22 protein-coding genes are annotated in these 23,585 nt (G+C 36.7%); 3 read left to right on the top strand and 19 right to left on the bottom strand.

Translation table 11 applies throughout. The features are described 5' to 3' along the window. From ACSSV9_RS12575 to ACSSV9_RS12535, 9 genes are all read right to left on the bottom strand, one after another. Nucleotides 1-642 (bottom strand): ABC transporter ATP-binding protein, encoded by a 642-nt coding sequence (locus ACSSV9_RS12575; protein ID WP_437347607.1) that lies wholly within the window; start codon nucleotides 640-642, stop codon nucleotides 1-3. Beyond that, nucleotides 635-2,248: an MXAN_6640 family putative metalloprotease gene (locus tag ACSSV9_RS12570; RefSeq protein ID WP_437347606.1), complete on the bottom strand. Its 1,614-nt coding sequence runs from the start codon at nucleotides 2,246-2,248 to the stop codon at nucleotides 635-637. Before ACSSV9_RS12570 ends, ACSSV9_RS12575 begins: the two co-directional genes overlap by 8 nt. Then, nucleotides 2,245-4,380 carry an FG-GAP repeat domain-containing protein gene (locus ACSSV9_RS12565; RefSeq protein WP_437347605.1) on the bottom strand — a complete coding sequence of 712 codons (2,136 nt, stop codon included), beginning with the start codon at nucleotides 4,378-4,380 and terminating at the stop codon, nucleotides 2,245-2,247. Before ACSSV9_RS12565 ends, ACSSV9_RS12570 begins: the two co-directional genes overlap by 4 nt. Then, nucleotides 4,319-4,795: an acyl-CoA thioesterase gene (locus ACSSV9_RS12560; RefSeq protein WP_437347604.1), complete on the bottom strand. Its 477-nt coding sequence runs from the start codon at nucleotides 4,793-4,795 to the stop codon at nucleotides 4,319-4,321. Before ACSSV9_RS12560 ends, ACSSV9_RS12565 begins: the two co-directional genes overlap by 62 nt. Further along, nucleotides 4,770-5,525 carry an outer membrane protein assembly factor BamD gene (locus tag ACSSV9_RS12555; RefSeq protein ID WP_437347603.1) on the bottom strand — a complete coding sequence of 252 codons (756 nt, stop codon included), beginning with the start codon at nucleotides 5,523-5,525 and terminating at the stop codon, nucleotides 4,770-4,772. The genes ACSSV9_RS12560 and ACSSV9_RS12555 overlap by 26 nt, the downstream gene beginning before the upstream one ends. A 58-nt stretch (nucleotides 5,526-5,583) precedes the next feature. Then, a complete protein-coding gene (locus ACSSV9_RS12550) occupies nucleotides 5,584-6,162 on the bottom strand; it encodes a hypothetical protein (RefSeq protein WP_437347602.1) in 579 nt (192 codons plus the stop codon). Next, complete coding sequence (gene htpX, locus ACSSV9_RS12545; protein ID WP_437347601.1) at nucleotides 6,162-7,013, bottom strand: zinc metalloprotease HtpX; 852 nt, start codon at nucleotides 7,011-7,013, stop codon at nucleotides 6,162-6,164. The genes ACSSV9_RS12550 and htpX overlap by 1 nt, the downstream gene beginning before the upstream one ends. 149 nt (nucleotides 7,014-7,162) lie before the next feature. Then, on the bottom strand, nucleotides 7,163-7,747 hold the full coding sequence (locus tag ACSSV9_RS12540; protein ID WP_437347600.1) for an MjaI family restriction endonuclease: 585 nt from the start codon (nucleotides 7,745-7,747) through the stop codon (nucleotides 7,163-7,165). Then, nucleotides 7,744-9,036 (bottom strand): DNA methyltransferase, encoded by a 1,293-nt coding sequence (locus tag ACSSV9_RS12535; RefSeq protein WP_437347599.1) that lies wholly within the window; start codon nucleotides 9,034-9,036, stop codon nucleotides 7,744-7,746. Before ACSSV9_RS12535 ends, ACSSV9_RS12540 begins: the two co-directional genes overlap by 4 nt. Before the next feature lie 139 nt (nucleotides 9,037-9,175). Here ACSSV9_RS12535 and porQ point away from each other — a divergent pair, with 139 nt between their 5' ends. Continuing rightward, nucleotides 9,176-10,102, top strand: coding sequence for a type IX secretion system protein PorQ (gene porQ / locus ACSSV9_RS12530; RefSeq protein ID WP_437347598.1), 927 nt, complete (start codon nucleotides 9,176-9,178; stop codon nucleotides 10,100-10,102). On the opposite strand, the gene ACSSV9_RS12525 is transcribed toward porQ, so the two are convergent. The 6 genes from ACSSV9_RS12525 to ACSSV9_RS12500 all read right to left on the bottom strand — a co-directional run bounded on the left by ACSSV9_RS12525 (nucleotide 10,103) and on the right by ACSSV9_RS12500 (nucleotide 15,854). Further along, nucleotides 10,103-11,248 (bottom strand): tetratricopeptide repeat protein, encoded by a 1,146-nt coding sequence (locus ACSSV9_RS12525; protein WP_437347597.1) that lies wholly within the window; start codon nucleotides 11,246-11,248, stop codon nucleotides 10,103-10,105. 8 nt (nucleotides 11,249-11,256) lie between these two features. Then, on the bottom strand, nucleotides 11,257-11,907 hold the full coding sequence (locus ACSSV9_RS12520; RefSeq protein WP_437347596.1) for a tetratricopeptide repeat protein: 651 nt from the start codon (nucleotides 11,905-11,907) through the stop codon (nucleotides 11,257-11,259). Beyond that, nucleotides 11,908-13,386, bottom strand: a complete 1,479-nt coding sequence (locus ACSSV9_RS12515; RefSeq protein ID WP_437347595.1) for a cellulose synthase family protein — start codon at nucleotides 13,384-13,386, stop codon at nucleotides 11,908-11,910. 16 nt (nucleotides 13,387-13,402) lie between these two features. Further along, nucleotides 13,403-13,921, bottom strand: coding sequence for an LPS assembly lipoprotein LptE (lptE, locus tag ACSSV9_RS12510; protein WP_437347594.1), 519 nt, complete (start codon nucleotides 13,919-13,921; stop codon nucleotides 13,403-13,405). Continuing rightward, a complete protein-coding gene (locus ACSSV9_RS12505) occupies nucleotides 13,908-15,017 on the bottom strand; it encodes a sigma-54 interaction domain-containing protein (RefSeq protein ID WP_437347593.1) in 1,110 nt (369 codons plus the stop codon). The genes lptE and ACSSV9_RS12505 overlap by 14 nt, the downstream gene beginning before the upstream one ends. 63 nt (nucleotides 15,018-15,080) lie before the next feature. Further along, nucleotides 15,081-15,854 (bottom strand): MBL fold metallo-hydrolase, encoded by a 774-nt coding sequence (locus ACSSV9_RS12500; protein ID WP_437347592.1) that lies wholly within the window; start codon nucleotides 15,852-15,854, stop codon nucleotides 15,081-15,083. Between the two features lie 89 nt (nucleotides 15,855-15,943). Between ACSSV9_RS12500 and rimO the strand changes: the two genes are divergently transcribed. Further along, nucleotides 15,944-17,233 (top strand): 30S ribosomal protein S12 methylthiotransferase RimO, encoded by a 1,290-nt coding sequence (gene rimO / locus ACSSV9_RS12495; RefSeq protein ID WP_437347591.1) that lies wholly within the window; start codon nucleotides 15,944-15,946, stop codon nucleotides 17,231-17,233. 16 nt (nucleotides 17,234-17,249) lie between these two features. Next, nucleotides 17,250-18,530 (top strand): GWxTD domain-containing protein, encoded by a 1,281-nt coding sequence (locus ACSSV9_RS12490; RefSeq protein WP_437347590.1) that lies wholly within the window; start codon nucleotides 17,250-17,252, stop codon nucleotides 18,528-18,530. On the opposite strand, the gene ACSSV9_RS12485 is transcribed toward ACSSV9_RS12490, so the two are convergent. The 4 genes from ACSSV9_RS12485 to ACSSV9_RS12470 form a co-directional block, all read right to left on the bottom strand. Then, entirely contained in the window at nucleotides 18,524-19,219 is a 696-nt protein-coding gene (locus ACSSV9_RS12485; protein ID WP_437347589.1) for a FecR family protein, read from the bottom strand. The two genes, ACSSV9_RS12490 and ACSSV9_RS12485, sit on opposite strands and share 7 nt — an antisense overlap. Before the next feature lie 14 nt (nucleotides 19,220-19,233). Beyond that, the gene (locus ACSSV9_RS12480; protein WP_437347588.1) at nucleotides 19,234-21,093 is read right to left on the bottom strand and encodes a transglutaminase domain-containing protein; all 1,860 of its coding nucleotides are present in this window, start codon (nucleotides 21,091-21,093) and stop codon (nucleotides 19,234-19,236) included. 91 nt (nucleotides 21,094-21,184) lie between these two features. Beyond that, complete coding sequence (locus tag ACSSV9_RS12475; protein ID WP_437347587.1) at nucleotides 21,185-22,069, bottom strand: hypothetical protein; 885 nt, start codon at nucleotides 22,067-22,069, stop codon at nucleotides 21,185-21,187. A gap of 80 nt (nucleotides 22,070-22,149) precedes the next feature. Next, complete coding sequence (locus ACSSV9_RS12470) at nucleotides 22,150-23,196, bottom strand: hypothetical protein (protein ID WP_437347586.1); 1,047 nt, start codon at nucleotides 23,194-23,196, stop codon at nucleotides 22,150-22,152. Nucleotides 23,197-23,585: the final 389 nt, after the last annotated feature.

Below are 23,585 nucleotides of genomic sequence, written 5' to 3'. Positions count from 1 at the left end.
CTAACTGCCGCTATTTTTATAGTTTTCCAGATTGATTATTTCACCGCATAATGCCAGGTCGGACTCTTCATTCGATGCAATAATAAAGAGTTTTTCATTTCTGTTTTTATCAATAATTTCATAGACCTTGTCTTTTCCCGGAGTATCGAGATTGGAAGTGGGCTCGTCGAGAATCACCAGTTGAGGGTTGTGAATTAAAGCAAAGATAAATTTCAATCGCTGCTTCATACCCGAGGAATAACCTCTTATCACGTCGTCTTTGCGCTTGTATAAATTAAATTCGCTCAAAAGAAAGTTTGCATATTCTTCGTTAAATTCAACTCCTCTAATTTTTGAAAAACAAATTAGGTTTTCATACGCAGTAAATTCATCATAAAGAAATAAATATGGTGAGACGAATCCAATGTAATTATGAAGTTGTTCATAGCTAATTTCTTTTTCACCATTGAGATGAACAACTTTTCCTTTTGTTGGAGAGATCAAATTAGCTATAATTTTTACGATCGTCGATTTTCCTGAGCCGTTTGGACCGGCGATACCGTAAATATTGGCCGATTCGAAACGGTGATTGATGTTGTTAAAAACAAGTCGTCTGCCGAAGTATTTTACCAGGTTGTTGAGAATTACGCTGTAATTATTCATTAATCACCACGAATTTACCTTTTTTTGTATCGTCGTCCGTCTTGATAACGTAATAGTAGACACCCGAAGGAATTCTACCGCCGCCCTTATCGAGACCATTCCACTTAACGAGATTTTTATCCGATACCAGCACCTGGTGTTCGCCCGAATATATTAGATCCATATCGATTGAAAAAATATAAAGGTCTGCCATTCCACTTATAGAACGCGGAGCCGGCAAATAAATAAAATCATCCGAAGTATAATTAAACGGTTGTGGGAACGGAAATTCTTCTTCAGTTAGTATAGCTGTAGAGTCGATCAATCGATTATTCAACACAGAATTTTCTGTAATCAGGAAGGAAGACTGGCAAACCAACTTGGAATAATAATTATTGGTAATCCATCTGTAGCCGCCGTCGTCGTGGTCTGCAAGAAAATATGTCAGCGGTAAATCGGACGAAGGATTTTGCACCCCATTTGTAACGTCACTGTTTGTGAGGATTGTTGTTAGAGTGTCGACAAGCGAAACAAAAGAGATATAATTTACCGATGCGGGTCTGGTATTGACATCTACCGATACGATTGGTTTGTCGAAATCGATACTCATCAAAGCTTTTATCACAGGATAGTTTTCCGCTTCTTCGAAATATTTACCAGGCGTTGCTCTGTATCCCGTAAAATAAATCCAGTTTGAGAACTCGGCGAATTCCTTTTTGAAATCGGAACCGTATTCCTTAATTGCATCGGCTATTGCATAAAGAGCCCGTTCTTCTTTCATCAATTCCCATGTTCTTTTGAGAATGTCGAATCCAAACCTGTCTTTTAAAAATATGTTCCAGAGAGCAAGGTTATAGCCGCTGTTTTGAGAAAACGAACGATTGGTATTGACAAAATACGAATAAATGTAGGCATAGTAGTCGTTGATATCATCAAAGACAAACTCTTCCATCGCAGTAGAAGAAAGTTCATGATAATACTGGTCAGTCGACCTGTAGATATAATTGCCTACTTGAATAGCATGATGAAATTCGTGAGCTACCGAAACACGGGCACCGTCGATTCCCTCGGTGTAATAACCATCGAAGTCATTATCGATAAGAATGTAACTTGTGTATGTTTCTTCTCCTATTAAATCTTCAGTGCGAGTTTCTCCATAGAGACCTCCACTCATATTCTGAATGTAAATGTCATATTTGTCGTCTCCTCCTCCGTTGTCTTTAGGCGGTGGCGGATAACCCAAAATATTTACTTCATAATTGTATGCAGAATCGAGCGCATCCGATAATAAACTTAAATCGTAGGCAGGTTTGTGTAAACCCGATTTATTGAAATGGATCCGAAATAAACCTGATTTTGTTACTATGCTTGAGTCCGTCTGTGGTCTACTCATATACGAAGACAATACCTGCTGCTGTTTTTTGCTGAATTTTGAAAAGTTCTGTTTAACTTGATTGTAAATACCCGTTCCACACTTAACATAGTCACCCGACAATGAAGTAATAGTTTTCAATTCAGTTGAGCGATCTCCCCGCGTATAAAGAAAAAAATTGTACAGAGAATCAAGATTTTGTGCATAAGAATCGAATGCTACAAAAATGACTGCAAGAATAAATAACTTCTTCATCTAATAATTCTCAATTTAATTATGTTATTGTCGGACCCGGGCGCATAAAGTATCAGGTCAGTATTATTTTTAAAAGGCTTTGAAATATAATTATTAACTGTTTCAGAATCCAAAACAGTATCTGTTCTACCTGATTTGTAATTTTCTTTCAAGACAATTTTTTTCAATTTTTTTGTCAATGCATCGATGAAAATTATCTCAAATCGATTTCTGGTTTTCACGAATTGAAAAGTGGATTCCTCAGGTTGTATCTCTTTTAATTCATACTTGAATATTTTTTCATCCTTGAGAATGATTAATTTAGTGTTCTTTCTTTCAGTAAGTATAATAACCTTAATCAATTCGTTTGATTCTCTGTCGTTATAACACTTAAGACTAATTTTACTAAAATCGGATAGATTATAAGTGCCCAGCTCGACGCTGTCCTCTTTTGCAGCCAATCTTTTTATTTCTTTTTTTACTAATAAAAGGTTATCGTTCTTATTAATTAATGAATAGACAGAAGGATACGTTTCATACACAAGCGCAGTAGCCAGCACATTACTTCCCGCACTGTCCGACCCAGCATGCACAAATCTGAAATCCCTGTAATCATAAGTTTCAAGCAGCAATTTTGATTTACTTTCCGTCAGAGTATAAATTCTTTGCCTATCTTTCAATCGGTCGTTAAATAAAAGGAGGTCTTTGATTTTTCCTTTCGTATAGAGAATTCTTCGTGTTGGCTTGAACGAATCGAGTCTCAAAATTTCAATTAATGATGTGTTGGGATTGTAAAAATAAAAATCGATTTTATTTTTCCGTTTGATGCTTTTAATTACGCTGTAACTATTCTGAAGAGGGAAACGATAAAGTGTATTGGGAATTGATCTTTTGTTAAGAGTCAACAAAATCAGGTGATTTGTGTTTTTATCAATAAAAAAATACGCTTCTGGATTTATTTTGTCTTCAGATAGTATTCCCAGTGAACTTACCCCGGAACCAAAGTTTATTAAATTATAGTCCTCAAATTTTTTTACAGTCGACAAAACGACGATTTTACCATTTCTTAAGAGAAGCGCAATTTTGTTAAAGCCATTTTCCTTATAAGCTGCAACATCTATTAAATCTTTGTCCTTATAAATCAGCAACGGTTCATAAAAATCGAAACCAGACTTGCTAAACATCAGATACAATTTACCTTCGGAGTAATTCGCAAACAGAATATCGTTGATGCCGTCTTCATTAAAATCAGCTATACTCAAATCGTCCGCTTTTTCTTTAAGCTCTAAATCAATTGTATTATGAAAAGACGAAACCGTATCGCCGATAAAAATATGGAATTTGTTTCTGTATGAAATTAATAAATCTGTAAATCCGTCAGAATTAACGTCCGAAGCTACCAGTATCTGCGGGTAATCGGGCAGAGCAATTTTTCTCGATTCGGAAAAAATAAGTTCCTGCTTGTTATAAAAGAATACAAGTTGATTTGAAAAAATATCGTAGGCAACGATGTCAGTAAATCCATCGTAGTCAAAGTCTGCATGAGCAATCTGAGGAAAAACTCTATTGTCGGTAATTTGAGAAAATGTGTAACGGTTTGCCTTGTTCTTAATCAAAGTTAAGCCTTCGAAGGAATAACCGCTTACAACCATTTCCTTTTTCCCATCATTATTGAGGTCGACGCAAGTTATGTTCGATGGGATATCGTCAAACTTCTTAATTTTCTTTCTTGAAAGAATACCGTTTTTTGAAATAGTTACTAATCCAACTTCCCTGTTTTTTCTGGAAAGCCAGCAATAGATGTTTGCATTTTTAGTTAAGTTATAGATATCGAGATTATTAAGTGGACCTACAACAGTATTAGAGAAGCGATGTTTATTGTTCGATACAATTGCAAATAAATTATTGTTATTCTTTAAGAGCATAAATTCATTGGAGCCATTTCGGTCGAGGTCGGCCGGTATAATCATATCGGGAATAAATGCTGAATTTTCTTTAAAACCCTCAAAGAGGATGTCTGCTTTACAAAATCCGTTTATGGGAATTTGAGCAGAAAGGGAGGAGACGGATAAATGAAAAACGAGCAGAAGTTTAAGCAGAACCGAGTCTTTGTTTGCGTCGCTGAAGAGCTTCCTCGTAGCGTTTTTGTTCATCGGGGGTTTCCGGTAGTATTTCACAAGTTTCAACAGGCTTACCATTTTCGTCCACACTTACAAAAGTTAAAAAAGCCGAGTTTGTATGTATTTTTTTCTTTTCGATAAAGGATTCTGCGTAGACTTCGACGCCTACTTCCATCGAAGTTTTAAAAGCCCTGTTAACAGATGCAATCAAAGTTACAACTTCCCCAATTTTAATAGGGTGATGAAAATCAATCCTGTCGACAGAAGCTGTAACGCAAACTCTGTTGGAGTGTTTAGCGGCGGAAAGTGCAGCACAGATATCAATCCAGTGCATCAACTGTCCTCCGAGTAAATATCCCAGCTGATTTGCATGGTTCGGTAGCACTAATTCAGTCATTGTTACAACAGAGTCTTTAACTTTTTTAGTTTGCCTTTGCCGTAAGTCCATTTAATTCCGCCTGTAATTTTTCGATTTCAGCAGCTCTTTCGTCCTCGGGGTAACGCTCAAGAAAAATGGCTATATCGTTCAATGCATCGTTATTCATTCCACGTTTTACTTCAATTTGAATTTTACGATAGAGAGCCAGTGGGGCGTATCTGGTATCGTGATATGTTTCGACAACAAAATCGTAATACTTCATTGCAGCTCTTTCGTATTCCATCTTCTCATAAATTACCCCACTTTCGTATTCTTTTCTTGCGAGCTTGTTGTTCAACTCAATAATCTTTTTTTCGGCTTCCTCTACTTTTGGATTTGCCGGGAAAATATCGATGAATGCCTGGAATTCTTCGATTGCTTTTTTAGTATACGATTGGTCTAACTGAAAAGGCGGTGAAAGATTATAGTATGAATCGGCCAGCAAAAATTGTGCGTCGGGGACAAGTGGGCTGGTGGCATAGTTTTGAATCAACTTGCTAAATTCGTATGCTGCCAGAAGAAATTGTTCTCTTTTATAATAAGTCGTAGCCAAATAATATTGAGCGTCGTCGCTTACGGCACTGCCAGGAAATTGGAGCAGAATACTGTTAAATTCAAGAATAGCCTGCTCGTAATCTTCACTTTCATACAATTTCATTGCGTAAGCAAAATATTCCTCGGCGTTGAATTTAGACGTATCTACTGTTCCAGAACAGGCTGTAACAATCAAAGCTATTACTAATAATCTCTTATAAGACATAAAATGAATTTCCATTTTTAAATGACAAAAATATGCAAAGATTACCACTTAATGAAATTTAATTACTTCTTACGGTGAAGAGCAAAATAACAGAAGTAATCAACGTTGCAACAATTATAACCGGTTGCAAAAAATCCTTAAATTTAGTTTTATATGGGAGTTCGCCCTGTTCTACTGGCAATTGCAGCAAGTGATTAACGGCATAATCGTCGTACAAAATTGTGTCTTTTACTGTCCCTGAAAATGAGGCATCCACAAAACCCGATTTTTCGGGATATATTAGCATCCCACTCATTATCAAATTGCGTTCTATAAAATCGTCTCCAAAAAATCCGCCGTCGATTAATGTATATGAAGCCGAAGCATCATTAACAACCAGAATAATTTTATTTTCGCTGTTGTTGTTTTTATAATGAAATTTATTCCTGAAATAATCTATGAAATATGGTTTCAATCCTTCAAGTTTACGCGGAAGAGAGATAATTAAATTGTAATCAGATGACACCGAAAATAGCTGAGTATACTCATTTAACGAATTATCGATTAATTCAGTAATTATTTTTTCCTGCGATAAGCTAATGTTGAAAGTTCCACAAAAAAGAAGAAGAAACAATATTTTTTTGAAAAAGTGTGACATTATCTTCTGCCGTCGGCAATTTCTCTGAGTCGTTTAATTCTTTCTTCAATTGGCGGATGCGTTGAAAATAATTTAGCAAACGATTTTCCTGAAAGAGGATTTACAATAAACATATGTGCTGTCGACTCATTTGCGGTCCTCATGGGGATAATTTCATTAGCTCTCGATAATTTATCCAGCGCTGAGGCAAGTCCCATTGGGTTTCCCGACATCAAAGCGCCACCTTCGTCAGCCATGAATTCACGGGAACGAGAGATTGCCAGCTGAATAAGCATAGCAGCGATAGGGGCAATAATAATCAGAGCAAGTTCATAAAAAATATTTCCGTCTCTTTCTTCATCTCTGCTTCCTCCAAACATTGCAGCCCACCCTGCCATTCTTGCAATCAATGTAATTGTGCCTACTAACGTAGCTGCAATTGTACCGACAAGAATATCCCTGTTTTTAATATGCGTCAGTTCGTGAGCAATTACTCCTTCAAGTTCGTCTTCTGACAATAGATTCATTATGCCGGTTGTAACTGCCACTGCACTGTGCTCGGGATTTCTTCCAGTAGCAAATGCATTCGGGGTCTGCGAGTCAATTACATAGACCTTGGGCATAGGTAAATTTGCTTTCGATGCAAGATTTTCAACTATCCTGTAGAGAACTGGAAATTCAGCACGCGTAACTTCTTTTGCATGATACATCGACAATACTATTTTATCCGAAAACCAATACGAGCCGAAATTTAGCATCAACGAAAAAATAAAGGCAATTGTCATTCCGGTTTGCCCACCCAGAAGATTGCCAACGAGTAGAAAGAGTATCATCATAACCGCCATTAAAGCAGCAGTTTTAAATCCGTTCATATTATTACCTTCCAATTTGTTTTTGAATCTAACATTTTCTAAATAAAAGATGTTCCGATGAAAGTAAAATTTGGTTGAACCTAACAGTCTTTCTCCTGATTTTAAACGCAGCGGGTGCCTGTAGTTTTAAGCAACAAAATAAATGATAATTACAATATTTCTCCATAATCCACTTCAATTCCACCATCAATTTTTCTATAGATGATAATTTTGACATCTATGTGCTCCGGTAATGCTGTTTTCACCTCATAGGTATTGGGTTTTATAGAGACTGGAATGTCTCCAATGTAGCCATCGATTCCTCTCGATTCTTCATCAGGCCCGGCTAAACGGTAATCCGCATTTTTCATTTCAGCTCCTTTCTTAAGTATTGCCTCCTGAAACCTGAGCCCAGCAAAAGTTTTCACTATTACTAAATCCCTTACCCATTGTTCAACCATATTCCGGTCAATTTTATTAAGAGTACTTTTAAGTTCTTCTAATTTATGCAATATTTTTTCCGTTGCAATCTCGATCGCATCGGGTTTTTTCTCCAGGTACCATTTTTCCCATTCAGAAAGTGTTTTCCCTTCAAATTCCTGAATTAGTTCACTCATCTGACCCACTACTTTGGGTCGCGTTCCCTGGGCATATTGATTCGCTAAATTGATCAGTGGTGCTACATACTTTTCAAAATCTGGAGTCTCTATGTCCAGATATTTTCTGATTTCTTCAACTGTGATTCTTACTTTCACTTTTCCCCATTTTGTAAGCCTAAAAACTTTGCCTTATATTTATAATCAATAGTGGTATCAACAGAAACCAAACCATTTTTAATTAAATGAGCATTTAAAAATGTTTTATTCCACAAATAAAGATAACAGAGCAGATTGTTTTTCTCGTCGTATTTAATGTTATCGAATCTTAGAAATACCTTTTGCCCGTTTGTTTTTTCTATTAAAAATTTGACAGCTTCGTCATTTTTTTGGGGTTTCTCTTTGATACCCAATAACCTGATTTTTAATCCATTACTTAAGCTCAGTAATTCTGGTGATATTACTTCCTTAACGGTATAGTAAGTTTCTCTTTCAGAATGAGAATTATCTATTTTTGAACCAAATCTTAATTTCTTAGGATCAATTTTCTTATCAAATCTAATTGGGTCTTTAAAAATATAGGGTAATTTTTTTATTTCTTCTTCAAAGCTAGTTTGAAGCTCCTCCTGTTTAATAATCTCAAATGCCGCATCTTGAAAAATTGAGCTTTGTTGAAATCCAACTTTTTCTTTTATGATTGGTAAAAAATCCTCATTTATCTCATATCCAATTGAGTTTCTATTAAGATTCTTAGCTGCCATTGATGTCGTGCCACTTCCAAGAAATGGGTCAAGCACAGTATCTCCAACAAAACTGAACATTTTAATAAGTCGCTTTGGCAGTTCTTCAGGAAACATCGCAAGGTGTTTATCCTGTTTTTCACCCGAAAAATTCCAGTGCCCCGTAAAGTACTGATTCCATTCTTCCAGCGTCAATTTTGATTGTTCTTTAATTTCGTCGTTAACTTTTGGTGGATCCCCATATTTTTTAAATATTAATATGAACTCATAGTCTAACTTAAGAATTCCATTCCTTGGATAGGGATAGGACCCCATTACTGTGGCTCCTCCTGTGGTATTGCAAGTAGTAACTTTTTGCCAGATAATAGCACCCATATAATCAAAACCGGCACTTTCGCAGAACTTGATTATCTCTGTTCTTATCGGAATAACCTTATACCTTCCATAATAGACAGAACGTGCAAACTGGTCGCCAATATTAACACACAAGCGACAGCCCTTATGTAAAACCCTGTGGCATTCATTCCAAACTAAATTGAGATTATTAATATATTCTTCATAAGTGTCATTAAAACCTATTTGCTTTCCGTTTCCATAATCCTTCAATTGCCAGTATGGTGGAGAAGTAATTATAAGATGAACTGATTCATCAGGAATTTCTTTCATTTGTCTTGAATCACCGATTATTATTTTGTGCAACGTTTTCATGTTTTACCTGAAATTAGTATTATCACGCTTGAGCCAAATTCGCATAAGATATAATGCCGCTTAGTGTCCCGCCGGTGAGTTCTATAGCTTGCCTTTCTATAATAATATAGTTAAAATCGCTAAACAAAAATATGACACTATGAAAAATACGATTTTATTGGGAATATTACTTTTTAGTTTTTCAACTGTCTTTTCACAAACATATAAATTTCTAAATCTTGATACGAGTCCTCGCGCAGCTGCTCTGGCAGGTGGATTTGTATCGGCTGACGACGATCCAAATGTTATTTTCTATAATCCTGCGGGAATAAATCTACTTGAGGGAATGCCAATATCATTTTCATTTGTAAATCACCTGCTGGATATTAATTCAACCTCACTATCCACAGTGAAAGAATTTGAGTTTGGTAAACTTGGAGCAGCAATTAAATATGTTAGTTACGGCGACTTTACGAAAGCTACTTCAACAGGCGAAAAAATAGGCAATTTCGGTGCTTCCGATATTGCCTTTATTATTGGTTACGGCAATAAACTCGATGACAATTTTTATTACGGTATAAACACCAAATTCATCTATTCCAGTATTGATGAGTATAGTTCTTCGGCAGTTGCTGCGGATTTAGGATTGCATTACGAATTACCCGAATCAATGTGGAACATCGGCTTTTCAATTCTTAATATCGGAAGTCAATTATCGACATACGCCGAAATCGACGAGGATTTGCCACTCGATGTTCGAATCGGTGTTTCAAAACAATTAAAAAACGTGCCTTTTCGTTTTTATTTTTCACTCAACAAATTAAACCAGGATCAAGAGAACATTGCCGATCGACTCCGTAATTTTACTCTTGGAGCAGAAGTTAAGTTAGGCACAAGCTTCAGACTTCGTTTCGGATACGACAGTGAAAAAAGGAAGGAACTAAAAATTGGTACGAGCGCAGGACTGGCAGGTTTCAACCTCGGGTTTGGATTCAATGTAAAGAATTTTACTATTGATTATGGATTTTCATCAATGGGATTTATCGGCTCGATTCACCGATTCGGTATTTCGACAAATCTTGAATAATTATTTTCCATAGGGCTTTTTCAAGTACTGCCTGGCGAGTTGATGAGAATTGCTCCGCTCCCTCATAGTCAGGACTTCACGATAATACTTAATGGCGCGCTGTCTGTCTCCTTTAAGGTCATATAACATTCCTAAATAAAGGACTGTATTTATCAGAAAACCTGAGGCATTTTCTTTATCGAGTTTTCTCGACAGGTTTTCGGAAATTGTAAAATAATAGATTGCAGAATCTACGTTGTTAGAATTTTTGAAGTTCAATCCGACATAATAACTGGCTTCTCTTTTATAATAATTGTTATAGCCCTGCATCTCTCTTACGCATTTGGAATAGATATCCCGAAATATTTCGGCAGCTTTATCGTATCTGTTTTCTTTAACGAATGTAAGTCCATAATATTTCTGGAAATTCGGATTATCCGGATAATCAGCCAATAGAATCAATGCCCACTTGCGTGTTTCCTCCATATTTTCTTCAAACTGGAAATTCAGTGTCATCAGAAAATATCTGGATTCTATACGTGCATATCTGCCTTTGAGGGCAACATATTCAAGTTCGCGCAAGCCTTTATTGCGGTCACCGTGTGGGAAAAAAATCATAAGTGGTTTGACGACAGGATACTTTTCAGGAATAACCTCGGCGTAATAATGATAAATTCCAAATCCGAATTGGACGTCGGGATTATGTGGATCAGCTCGATAAAATTGATAGAGCAATTCGAGCCCCTCTTTTCCGTCCAGCGCAGCATTGATCCATTTTTCGCGTATGCCCAATAATCTTCCCCTGAAACCGATAGCCCCACCTTTAAAGAAAAGGGCATCTTTGTTGTTCTTATTCTTTTCCAGAATTTTGTCGCACATTCTTATTACTTCATCCAGCTGCTTAATAAATTTATCGTCTAAACTTTCATCTTCGAGTTTAAGAAGAATCCGCCACCATGTGATCATGGCTTTAAAAAATTTGCCTGAAGGGTGAGTAGGATATTCTTTTATTACTGTGTCGAAAGTACTTTCAGCTTTTTCGAGTTCGATGCCGTAGATCTGGTTGATACCCGCCTTAATAAGCGAGTCGTGACGAGCCCAATCATAATTCTGCGCTTCTACCGGCATCGAAAGAATAATTAACAAAATAGAAAAAAAGTATTTCATGGTTTTTCTCACATAAGTCCCGTGTCAATTATCCGGTTTATCTCTTCGATTTTTTGCTTGAAATAGCCTGCCTTTTCAGGATTAGACTTAGCAAGGTCTCTATAAATTGCTATAGCCTCTTTGTAATTCTTTTGCGCTTCATAAATTTTAGCCATCGTTTCAGTGACAATTCTTGTTTTCTGAATTTCGGGTAGAGCAACAACAGTGTCGTCTCCAGCATCCGGATTGTATTTTATACGAGCTTTGCTTAATACCTCAGCTAATTCATCCAGTTTGTCTTCAATGGAATTTTTTGTATCGTTTTTATCATTAAAAAACTTGCGTATTTTTAATCCTTCTAAAGATTTAATTTCATTTTCAATCTTATCAATCATTTCGAGATAATATTTTCCGGAAAACGAATTTTCATAGAGCGCCGAAGCTGTATGAACATCCTTTCTGGCTTCCATAACTTTACCAAAATAAGCATAGGCCATTGCTCTTATGTAATAAGCTGTAGGATAATCGGGATATAGTTCCAGTCCTTTGTTTAAAATTTCGATTGCTTCATTCACATTTCCCTCATCGAGTAATATTTTGCCTACACGGGCAAAGAGAGAGGAACGAGGGTTAAATTCATAGATTAATTTAATTTTATCTTCTGTAATAGTTCCGTTCAATTAAAACCCATCATTTAACTGACGTTTCTTAATATATGCCTGTCTCAGAGACATCGCAGATACGCCGGCAAATCCCGTAAAAAACATCAATTGGAAAGGTAAGGCTGCAATTTCCATGAAATAAATTGATGCCACAACTCCAATAAAACAATAAACCGCTAAGATCAATTCGACGTAAGTCGATGCCTGAACGCGAGTCGATTTGAAATACTTATTTTTAATAGGATTATCGTTCTTTGTAACAACTTTGAATTTCGGTGTCCTCACAAATTCGCTTTTCCGATTCAACAATCCTTCGATGACTGCGCGCGTGTTGTTCAAAGCAAGTCCCATACTCCCGGCCATAAAAAGAGGGAAGAGTACAATCCTTTTACGCCAGTCAGGATAAACATCTTTTTGAGCGAACATGTAAAAAAGGAACGACCCGATAAAAGCTATAACAAAGATTGCCATTATGTTAAAAAAGCTCCAGTAGGGACCAGCATTTTTAATGAAAATCAACGGGACATTCAAAATACCCGCAAGTAATATAAATGGGAAAACAATATTGTTTGTAAGATGAAAAGTGGAATGAATTTTAAGTCTAAGGGGAATATTAGAGTTCCAGACAAGAGGGAGAATTTTTTTTGCCGTTTCAACTGCACCTTTAGTCCATCTGAACTGCTGAGCTTTGAAAGCATTCATTTCGGCTGGCAATTCTGCAGGAGTGGTAAAGTCTCTCAGATAAATAAATTTCCACCCTTTTAGTTGAGCCCTGTAACTGAGGTCGAGGTCTTCGGTTAATGTGTCGCCTTCCCAGTTGCCGGCATCTTCAATACAATCCTTACGCCATACACCGCCGGTGCCGTTAAAGTTGATAAAAAATCCGGCTTTATTTCTGACGGTCTGTTCGATTACAAAATGTCCGTCGAGAGCCAATGCCTGTATACGAGTAAGAAGTGAATAATCTTCGTTCAGGTGTTCCCATCGAGTTTGAACCATCCCGACTTTTTCGTCGTAAAAATACCGGAGAGTATTTTTAAGAAAATCTTTTTTGGGAATAAAGTCGGCATCGAAAATAGCCACGTACTTCCCTTTTGCTGTTTTCAATCCTTCTTTCAGGGCTCCAGCTTTGAATCCTTCGCGCGTTCCCCTTCTGATGTGCTTGATGTCGAATCCTTCTTTTTGTTTCTCTTCAACTAATTTTGCTACCACTTCGACCGTTTCGTCAGTTGAATCGTCGAGCACCTGAATTTCGAGCTTATCTTTCGGATAATCCATATTGCATACGGCATTTATTAATCTGTCGACTACATACATTTCGTTGTAAATAGGCAGTTGAACTGTAACAGTTTCCAGAGGGACGTCGTCTTTAGCTTTATGCATTTTCCTTTTATACTTTTCGTGATAATAGACCATTATAAATCCGTAGCTGCCGAAAAAGAGAAGTATCGACAACGAAAAGATATAAGCATATAAAATTATTTCATCGAGTACCATAATTTACTCCTTTTTTTTACCAGTTAGACACCACCGCAAGAAGAATATCGTCCGCTATAAAATCGAGCACCCGCTCGATGGCATTATTTCGGACGGTTATCAAATCTGCACTGTCAGTTTCATAGTCGCTATATTGTGAAAAATTTCTTTCGAATATTTTTTTCTTTTTGATTAAATCACGATAGACAACTTTTACATTTATTGTAATTCTTTGAGTTGTAGCAGTTTCGTTTCCACTCACAACCGACAATTGATCCGTAAGAGAAGTTATTGCGGCTTCGAGTATACAATCGGGATTAGAACTGTTGACTACTTTGAGCGTATTATCGTGAGTAAATTTTTCGATTAATACCGTAGTCAGTCGTTCTCCCAGATTAGGTTCTGCCTTACCGCTGCGATCCTCGATTGTCGGTATCGAAATAGTTTGAAGATGAGGAGGCACTGAAGCACCTGTAAAAGAGTAGGAACAGCTCGTTACAATCAAAGCCGGCATTGTTAACAATACCATAACTAATATTTTTCTATTGTATGCCATACTCCTTCAGTTTCCGATAAAGAGTTCTTTCACTTATATTGAGCAATCTGGCGGCTTTCCGTTTGTTATTTCCCGTAAATTTAATTGCATTAAGTATCGCCCTTTTTTCGAGTTCTTGAAGCGGTAAAACTTCTTCCGGGTTGATTGTTGTGGATGTGGAATTGTTTTCGGGTGTATTATTTAGAGCGATATTTTTTAATTCTATCAAATCTTTCTTAATCTCAATTAGTGCTCTGTAAATCATTTCCCTGTCGAGAGCTTCGGGTGAACGATTTAAATGGACAGGTAAATTTCGTGGCGTCAATTCTTCAACTGCCTCCGGTACGAGTAAAGGTTTCAATAAATCTTCGTCGATAATACCATTGCGACACAAAGCCGCTGCAGTTTCAACCACATTTTTTAGTTCACGAATATTTCCAGGCCAATTATAATTTACCAGCAATTCTTCTGCGCCTTTGGTAAACAACGGCAATTTAATTTGATTGGCCTCGGCAAATTTTCTAAGAAAGAAGAGCACCATATCGAGAATATCTTCTTTCCTTCTTCTTAATGGTGGAATAAAGAGCGTTACAGCTTTTAACCTGAAATAGAGGTCATTTCTGAACTTTTTGGCGTCGACTTCTTTTTGCAGGTCTTTATTTGTAGCTGCAATAATTCGAACGTCCACCTTTGTAACTCTTTCGCTGCCAATTGGCATAAACTCTTTCGTTTCGAGCACGCGGAGCAATTTGACCTGAGTGGTCAGAGCCATTTCTGCAATTTCGTCTAAGAAGAGAGTTCCACCGTCTGCAATTTCGAAATATCCTTTTCGATCTTCTGTAGCGCCAGTAAAAGATCCTTTTTTATGGCCGAAAAGTTCACTTTCCAGAAGTGTTTCGGGAATAGCTCCACAATTAACGCTTACAAGTGGTTTGTCTGAGCGTTTGCTGAAACCGTGTATCGCCCGTGCAAATACTTCTTTTCCTACTCCACTTTCCCCCGTAATTAATACGGTTATATCACTCTGAGCAACCTGCATGGTTATATCAATCAGATCCCGTATTTCCTTCGACTTACCTATTATACCGTATTTCTTCTGGAATTCCTCTATTTGCATTATTCAATTATTTTTGAGTCTGTAAATATAATAAATGAATCGTTCAGTTGTACCGATTTTTTCTTAGCCCAATGTTTCGACTAATCCGTCGTGACAGATAGTTATCTTATCCCTAAGAGCATCGTCGAGGTTTTCGTACCAATCGACCAATTTGCCAAACTTTTCATCGTCGATGTGGGTAATGAATATTCTGCCGGGATTAATTTTTTTAAAAACAAGATATAAATCTTCCGGTTCTATATGCGCCATCTCTGTAATAAAAACATCAGGTTTAAGAGTGTCAAAAAGGTAGAGGTCATCCGGGCTACCGACATCAGACGTGTATACTATCGAATTACCAGCGATTGTAAATGAAAGACTGGAAGAAACAAACATCGATTCCGAGTAAAATTCGATATCTCCTTTGGGATAAATATGAGAATTCTGTTTTGCCATAAAACTAAAATCTTCCGCCACAGTCACTTTTTCGGCAAGGCGGTATCCAATAATCTTTAAATTAAAACCTAGAGCTTCGGGAAACATGTAGACATAATAAAGGAGATTAATCAATGGTTCGACAAGATTTTTGTGTGTAAAAAGTGTCAGCTCCCTCTTACGTCCCGCAATTTTCATTTGAGTAATCAAAGCGCCAATTCCCGTAAAGTGGTCGGCATGATAATGAGTAAAAATAATTCCATTAATCGAATTGAAATCAATCGACGAATTCATCAGAGCTTTAGCCACTCCGTCGCCGGCGTCAATTAATAAATTGAAAGCGGCAGTTTCCAGATATATTGAAGAATGGAATCTTTCCTTACTCGTTTTTCCAGAGCCAGTGCCAATAAATATTATTTTCATAATATCACTGAGTAATTAATAATCATAATTTCTGATTGCACTTATAAATCACTATTTTTGTTATGCCTAAACAATAAGAAAGACCCGAAATGCCAAAGAAAGAGAAAATATCAGTTATCACATTAGGATGTTCAAAAAACACGGTCGATTCAGAACGCCTCATGAACCAGCTTAAAATAAACGATTTTGAACTGACCGACAACCCTGAAAATGCAGATTCAATTATTATCAATACATGCGGTTTTATTGAAGCCGCAAAAGAAGAATCGATAAACACAATTTTATCCGCCATTGAACTTAAGAAAAAAGGTCAATTAAAAAAAGTTATCGTTTCCGGATGCCTTTCCGAAAGATATATGAACGATTTAAGGAAAGAAATTCCTGAGGTGGACGCTTATTTTGGTACAGAAGCTTACGAAGGAATTCTTAAGGAATTCGGCGGAAACTTGAAATATGAATTGCTCGGCGAACGACTCCTAACCACACCGAAACATTTCGCATATCTTAAAATTTCCGAAGGTTGCGACAATCCCTGCTCGTTTTGTGCCATCCCGTTGATGCGAGGCAAACACAAAACAAAGCCAATGGAAGATTTAATTGCCGAAGCTGAAAAATTGAGCAGTCAGGGCGTCAAAGAACTTATCCTAATCGGTCAGGATACTACCGATTACGGAATCGACCTCTACGGTAAAAGAAATATATCTGAACTGATAAATAAACTTTCGGAAATTAAATCAATCGAATGGATTCGTTTAATGTACGCCTATCCTTCACATTTTCCCGAGAGCCTGATTGAAACTATTGCTTCGAATCCCAAAGTATGCAAGTATATCGATATTCCTTTACAACATATTTCTGATAATGTACTCAAATCGATGAGACGTGGAATTACAAAACGCCGGACACTGGAACTTCTGAACAAAATGCGTATGTCGATTCCTGAACTAACGTTGAGAACCACTTTTATTACCGGCTATCCTGCCGAAACCGACGCCGACTTCGAGGAGCTGGCTAATTTTGTAAAAGAATTCGAGTTCGAACGATTCGGTGTATTTACATATTCAATGGAAGAAAATACTCCAAGCTTTATTCTGGGCGATCCGCATTCAGAAGAATTGAAAGAAAAAAGAAAAAACATTTTAATGGAAATTCAAAGTGACATTTCGTATCGCAAAAACGAAAAGTTAATTGGTAAAAAACTCAAGGTATTAATCGATTCTTATGAAAACGGTGTCTATATCGGTAGAACGGAGAGAGACGCTCCCGAAGTTGATTGCGAAGTATTTGTAGAAACAAACGAGAAACTCAAGATTGGCAATTTTTATGATACCGTAATTTATGATTGCAACGAGTATGATTTATTTGCTAAATTGGATTAAAATTATCGGGGTAAAAATGAAACGCTTCGTATTATTATTTGTTTGCTTTGTGTATACAATCTCGGCACAGGTGGAGTCATCAGAAGATATTAACATTAGTAAATTCGAACCCATTTTTTATACCGATTTCGTACAATACAAAGTAGCCGATGACACAAACAAAATCCGCCTCGACGTTTTTTTCCAGGTACCGTATGCAAATATACAATTCGTTAAAAAAGGCAATACATTTTTTGCCGAATACAGTCTCTCTGTTATATTTTACGAACCCAAAACCGACAAAATGATTTTCGAAAGAATCTGGAAAGAAAGAATTTCTACAACGGATTTTGACGAAACTATTTCAAAAAACAATTTCAACATCTCCTATAAATCATTTCCGCTTGATGCAGGCGATTATAAAATTAAATGCATTCTCGAAGACACCGATTCAAGAAAAACACATTCGTACACCTACAATGTATCGTTAAAAAAATTCAATCGCGATCTTTCGGCAAGCGACATACTACTTGTTAAGGATATCCTGAAGAATGAAAGCGGTGAAGTAATTGTGCCGAATGTTTCAAGAATAGTAACAAATAAAGATAACGTTCTCCGCTTCTATTACGAAATCTATTCAACAGAGAAAAGGGAGTTAGAGATAACATATTTGCTCGAACACCTCGATAGCGAAAATAAAATAGAAGAAAAAAGAACACTCAGTCTCAATGAAGGAATTAACACGGTTTACGATTCTTTAAGCACATTAAAATTTATACTCGGCACTTACAAATTACTGATGACCGCAAAAGATATCAAAAGCAATTTAAACGCCGAAGCTCAAAAGGTCGTATTATCTAAAATAACCGGATTACCAAATTCGATAACAGACATCGACAAAGCAATTGAACAGATGATTTACATCGCCTCGCCCACCGACCTGGCATATATAAAAGAAGGAAAAACTTATGAAGAACGGCTGATGAGATTCCTTGAATTTTGGGACAAGAAGAAACCTAATCCCAAGATGTTAATAAATCCCATTATGAACGAATACTATAGACGAGTGGAGTACGCCAATAAAAATTTCAAAGCATTTGGAAACGAAGGCTGGCGCACCGACATGGGAATGATTTATATTACTTTTGGCCCTCCCAGTTACGTCGAGAGGCATCCGTTTGACCCGGATTCCAAACCGTATGAAATATGGGACTATTACGAACTGAATCGCTCATTCGTATTCATAGACCAGACCGGATTCGGAGACTATAGACTTCTTAATCCAGATTACAGTCGCTGGCCTGGTTATCGTTACTGAGAAACTTCAACCATTTTTTCCTTCAGCAATTTGCTGATTTTTTCCAGCCGTTTCTTGCTCTCGGAGTCTAAATTGTATTGTGATATATCATTGACTTCTTCAGCTGCTTCATTAATAAGATTCATCTCGAGCATTAATTCAACAAAGTAGATACGGTCGGATATCCGTTCTTTTGTTGAAGGATATTTTCTATAGGTTTCTTTCGCAAGTAAAATGGCGGACTCTTTATAACCATTTTTAACAAGTTGTTTTGCTCCATTTAATTTTTTGACACCCAGCAAATTGGAAGCCTCAGATTCAGTTTCAATCCTGCGTTTTTCAATTTTTTCGCCGTAAACGGCAGTATTACGAGTTTTGTTATTGTTTTTGCCGGGACGTATATTTTTAATTTCTTCAGAAGCCAGAGCCAGCAAAAGTTCGTTAAGTGTCATCTTTTTTATGTTATTAATTCCGAGTGCTGAATTATCTTCAAGAATAAATCTCGAGCTACCACTTTTCAAATAGACTGCTGAATTTTTTCCAGTTGAAATAATGTCCGTTCCTGACAATTTCATCCCTTGCTTAACAGGTTTCCAGTTTTCTTCCGAAGTAGTTAGAACTTCAACGTCTCCCCTAACTTTTTCAACTTCGAACGTCTGTGCAATTATTGAGATTGTAAAAACTATCATCATTGCAATTATTTTTTTCATTATGATATTCCTCCTTAATAAATATCAATAATAACCACTGTGCCTTTTGAGAGACCCAACTTTTCAATTGCCTCTTTATTAAATTTATCTGCACCGGCTGTCCATGCATCTTCAAAGCCACTCAAGACAGTTGTTTCTATTGGCAGCCAGATCTGGTCGACTCCTTCTTCATTTTTTCGCACTACTACTTTATTGTCGTTATTTGTTATCTTAAATAATTCTGAAGGAGTCAGCTCCGTATTAACGAGTAAATTAACATGACTAACACCGCTTGGATTTTTGTAGTCTACAAAAGCTGTTTGAATGCCAATACTTTCCAGCATCGAAGAGAAGCACACACTCAAATCATCACAATCGCCACCTTTAAGTTCAATCGTTTCATGGGGAAACTGAACACTCTCCGTACTGGATCTCGGATCAGATACATATTCCAGACTATGCGAAAATTCATCGTAAAGAATTTTTATTTTCCGGAAAACGTCGGCAGTACTTTCTCGCGGATATTTATTGAGAATCTCTCTCGAATATTTGTTCGTAAATTCAAAACCTTTTCTGACAAAATAAATTAGATTGAACACATTACCATCCCAGCTGTTTTTATCGTGAAGTAAAACTGGTTTTTGAATATAATCGTCGGGCTCCGATTTGTCGGTGTAGAGATAAAAATCAGCTTGTTCAATTTTTCTTTTGTCCACATCTGTATTCGAGACAGTAGTAAAAAAGCCGATATCGACCGTGTCGCCAGGCAAAATTTTTACCAACGGTGAAAATATCGGCTCGTTATTGATACTTTTAATGAAACTCGCCGGACGTACTTCGACAATTTCATTCGAAATATTAACCACCCTTCCGGTTGCAAACGGTTTGTTGAAATAAATTTCTGAGAGAGTTGGGTAGATATCCGAATCGATCGAAACATCGATGAATTTAACAAGCTGCTTGCTTTTGAAGCTCAATGCCAGATTAAAATTCACAAAAGCTCTGTCGACGCTGTAAGGATTATTAAACAAACTATAAATTCCCTCATTCACCAGTGATTCAGTTGTATTATTAGTACTGGCTGAAACATATTTTATTGCGCCTGTGGATATAGTATATCCGTCTTTTGTAAAGGCAATCGAAGGGATAACAGAAGAAATAAAAGGGTGTCTGAACTTATCGTGTGAAAAAAGAGTTCCAGCAGTAACTATTCCACCTGCTAAATTGAACGAATAATTTAATCCTGCATAAAAGGCTCTGTATTTTTCGAATCCATACTCGTAACCAAATTTTGCCATAAATTTATCATAGCTTTTTAATTGAAGCGAGGCGCTTATTCCCTTTTCAGTTCTTAAAGAATAAAGACGGCTTGCTTCGCTTGAATTGTCTTCCTTACTTATAAACAAATTAATTGTAGAAAGTGAGATTGATAACCTCTCATTCAACACATAATCAAATCCCAAATCACCTCGCCAGAAGTTATCGCTCAATTCCTCTTCTTTAATAGAAATATAATTTACGCTGTCGGTATAAAATAAAATTGGCGATTCCTCTCTGAAAGTTTGCTCGAAATATCTGAGAGAAAAACCAAGATTGATATCTGAAGATAATTTATAGGAATAACTTATTCCGAATTTTTCTGAGTAATTTAATTCTGTTTTTAAACTGGCAATTGTATCGGGCAACTGAATAGTTGTACTGCTTTTGATTATAAAATTCTGTACGATACCTGGACTGTAACGAAAATAGAAATTATGATTACCGAATGCTTTTGAAATCGAGAGTGAATATAGATTCGAATTAAAACGGTTTTCGTTCTGGAAAGAAAAAGATGCCATCAGCTCGAAATCTTCCGTATTAGAAAAATTTGATATGTTGCCTTCGAGTCCGTTCATGCGAAACCTACTGGTGCTATTTAAATAACCATAATTATCGATGCTTTGCTGAGCGTAAATATTTTTCTGTCCAATGAACAGAAAAAATAATTCAAGGCAGATCGATACGAATATTATGAATGCTTTCCGAAACGATATAGGAATCATCAATAAATTTATCTGTGTTTTCAATTTTTCTAACAAAACTAACAATTAAAGAACGGTTGTCTTTATCAATAATATTTTTAAAAACTTTGAAAGGTACTTTCATATTTCCATTGTCATTTCCCTTCACACTCATGAGAGGATTAACTTCCCCGTCCTGATTAATAGCTGCAAATACGATTTCTACACGTCCTCGTCCTTCTGGATTCCATTCGAGGTCAAAATACGCATCACTGGCATTCCTGTTTCCAATTAATCTAACCCTTCCGATAATTTCAGATGGTGTGGGTATGTCAAATTCGATATTTTGACCATGTCCACTAATCACTCTAAAATTTACTTTGCCGCTATAAGGAAAGTCATTCCTCCTTCCAATCGTACTCATCATTCTCTGCGATGCAAAATATTTAACACCCAGTAACGTATCGACATATACAGAACCAATTCTATACTTCACTCTATGTTCAATTTTTCTTGCCTGGAAATTGTTAAAAAAGACAGAATTCATTTGCAAGGTTTTGTATCCTAACATATACCCATTGCCTGTTTGAACTGGGTTCGATTTATCGTTGAAAATTGCATAGTAATAACCTTCGGTCTGAACCGTTCTAAAGTTCGTGTTGCGAACCCCAACAACACTTACGACAATACTTTTATCGATGTTCCGTTCGACAATTCCCGTGCTATCGTAATCCAGATTTGCGGATTCAGCTGCAACAGCTTCAAATTCGACCTCAGAAGTATTGGTAACTTCAATTAATTCGGTCGGAAGCGGCTCGCCGCAACTGAATACTAAAATTGCTAACCACAATATTAATGTTAAGTTTCTCATTCTTTAAGTCCTACCTCAAATAATATGAGGAGGCAATTGCCTCCTCATAAAATATAATTATTTAACTAAATATAAAATGTTTATTGAATGAGATAAGGAATTCCCCATGTCTTTTCTTCAACCGGTGAATCGGTATCATTAATCACTGTCTGAGGTAACATATTGACTACTGCGTGCATATATCCGGGCATTGTATTTGTGATAATGGTTTTTTCGTATGTACGGGTGTAATAGACACCGTCGAATTGAGTATCGACCAATTCAAAGCGTTCTTTGACTCGATTACCTTTATTTATTATCGAGGCGCCATGCGTTACGGTGATAAAGTCAGGCTCTTCATAAATACTTCTTACTTCGACAGTAATTGTAATAGGTTCTCTTTTTCTTACAAAAGGAATCAATCGATCAATTCCTCTATTGCCATATTTATTGCCATTATTATAATGCTGCTGTCCAGCGGTATTACCATTAGCTGAATTTCCTCCGTTCATGGTCTGCTCTATGGTCATAAGTCTTCTTCCTAAATCAAAGAAATAATCATTGGGGGAAGTAATTGTAATTGAATTACCTTCGAGCGTTGTTAGTGTTACTTTTGTAATGGCTATATTATCAGTCGAAGTACCGGCTTCGGGCAATGACATACCGATTATTTTCCAGTCGACAAGATTGTCGCCTGTGCTATCGACACGCTCATATTTAATTTTACGTGTCATAACGGTAGTAAAAGGTTTTTTGACCAGCGTATCGGGAACGCCCCTTTCCTCGTTAAACGAACCAAGAATAAGAAGTTCTCCCTCAAACCTCTTTGTAAGTGTACCGAGAGCAGTATCGGCACCGTATTCAATCTGCAGATCACGTTCTACGAGATGAATTACCTGCCCTACTCTTAAAGGATAAATTGTTTTAGCCAGACCACTTCCTAAAATACTCATGGCGTCTTCTTCATTAAAATTGGGTTCAAAGGAGTTGACCGCCTCGTCTTCGTAAGTAATTTTTTCCAGTGCGGCTTTAACTGATAAACCCGATTCGGGCTCAGTAATTAAACTATTGTCGTTACAACCGGCAAATAATAATGCTAAAAATATAAATGCTGCCGGAATTGCCATAAAAGAACTTCTGATTTTCATTTTTACCTCCGTTTTTTGTGTTGATGTCGTTATTCCGGCTTTGAAAATACATACAACGTGCCAGTTTCAATTTCTCTTAAAAAGGCAAAAAATCAAACTTTTTCCGATAATAAATTGCCTGGAAAACCGCATTAAATGCCTGGAAAGAAATAAATCAGTCATTTAAGAGAATTGAAAACAGTATTAATCAAGAAATTAATTCGACATATTTAAGTTTTTATTAATTTAATCTTGTGTTCTGAATGTTTTCTAACGGTGTCTTCGGTACGCCCCTTCGGGGCTACTCAGACACCTTTTGTATTTCATTGCGTAGTCGCTGAGTAGTCCCGATAGGGATGTATCGAAGTAGCGGACTGATTTAGCAAATTCTGGTCTATTTTTGTTCTTTC

This window comes from Melioribacter sulfuriphilus, assembly GCF_051488685.1.
Classification (GTDB): domain Bacteria; phylum Bacteroidota; class Ignavibacteria; order Ignavibacteriales; family Melioribacteraceae; genus Melioribacter.
Note: the sequence above shows the minus strand (reverse complement) of the source record. Positions and strands in the feature narration are given on the sequence as shown.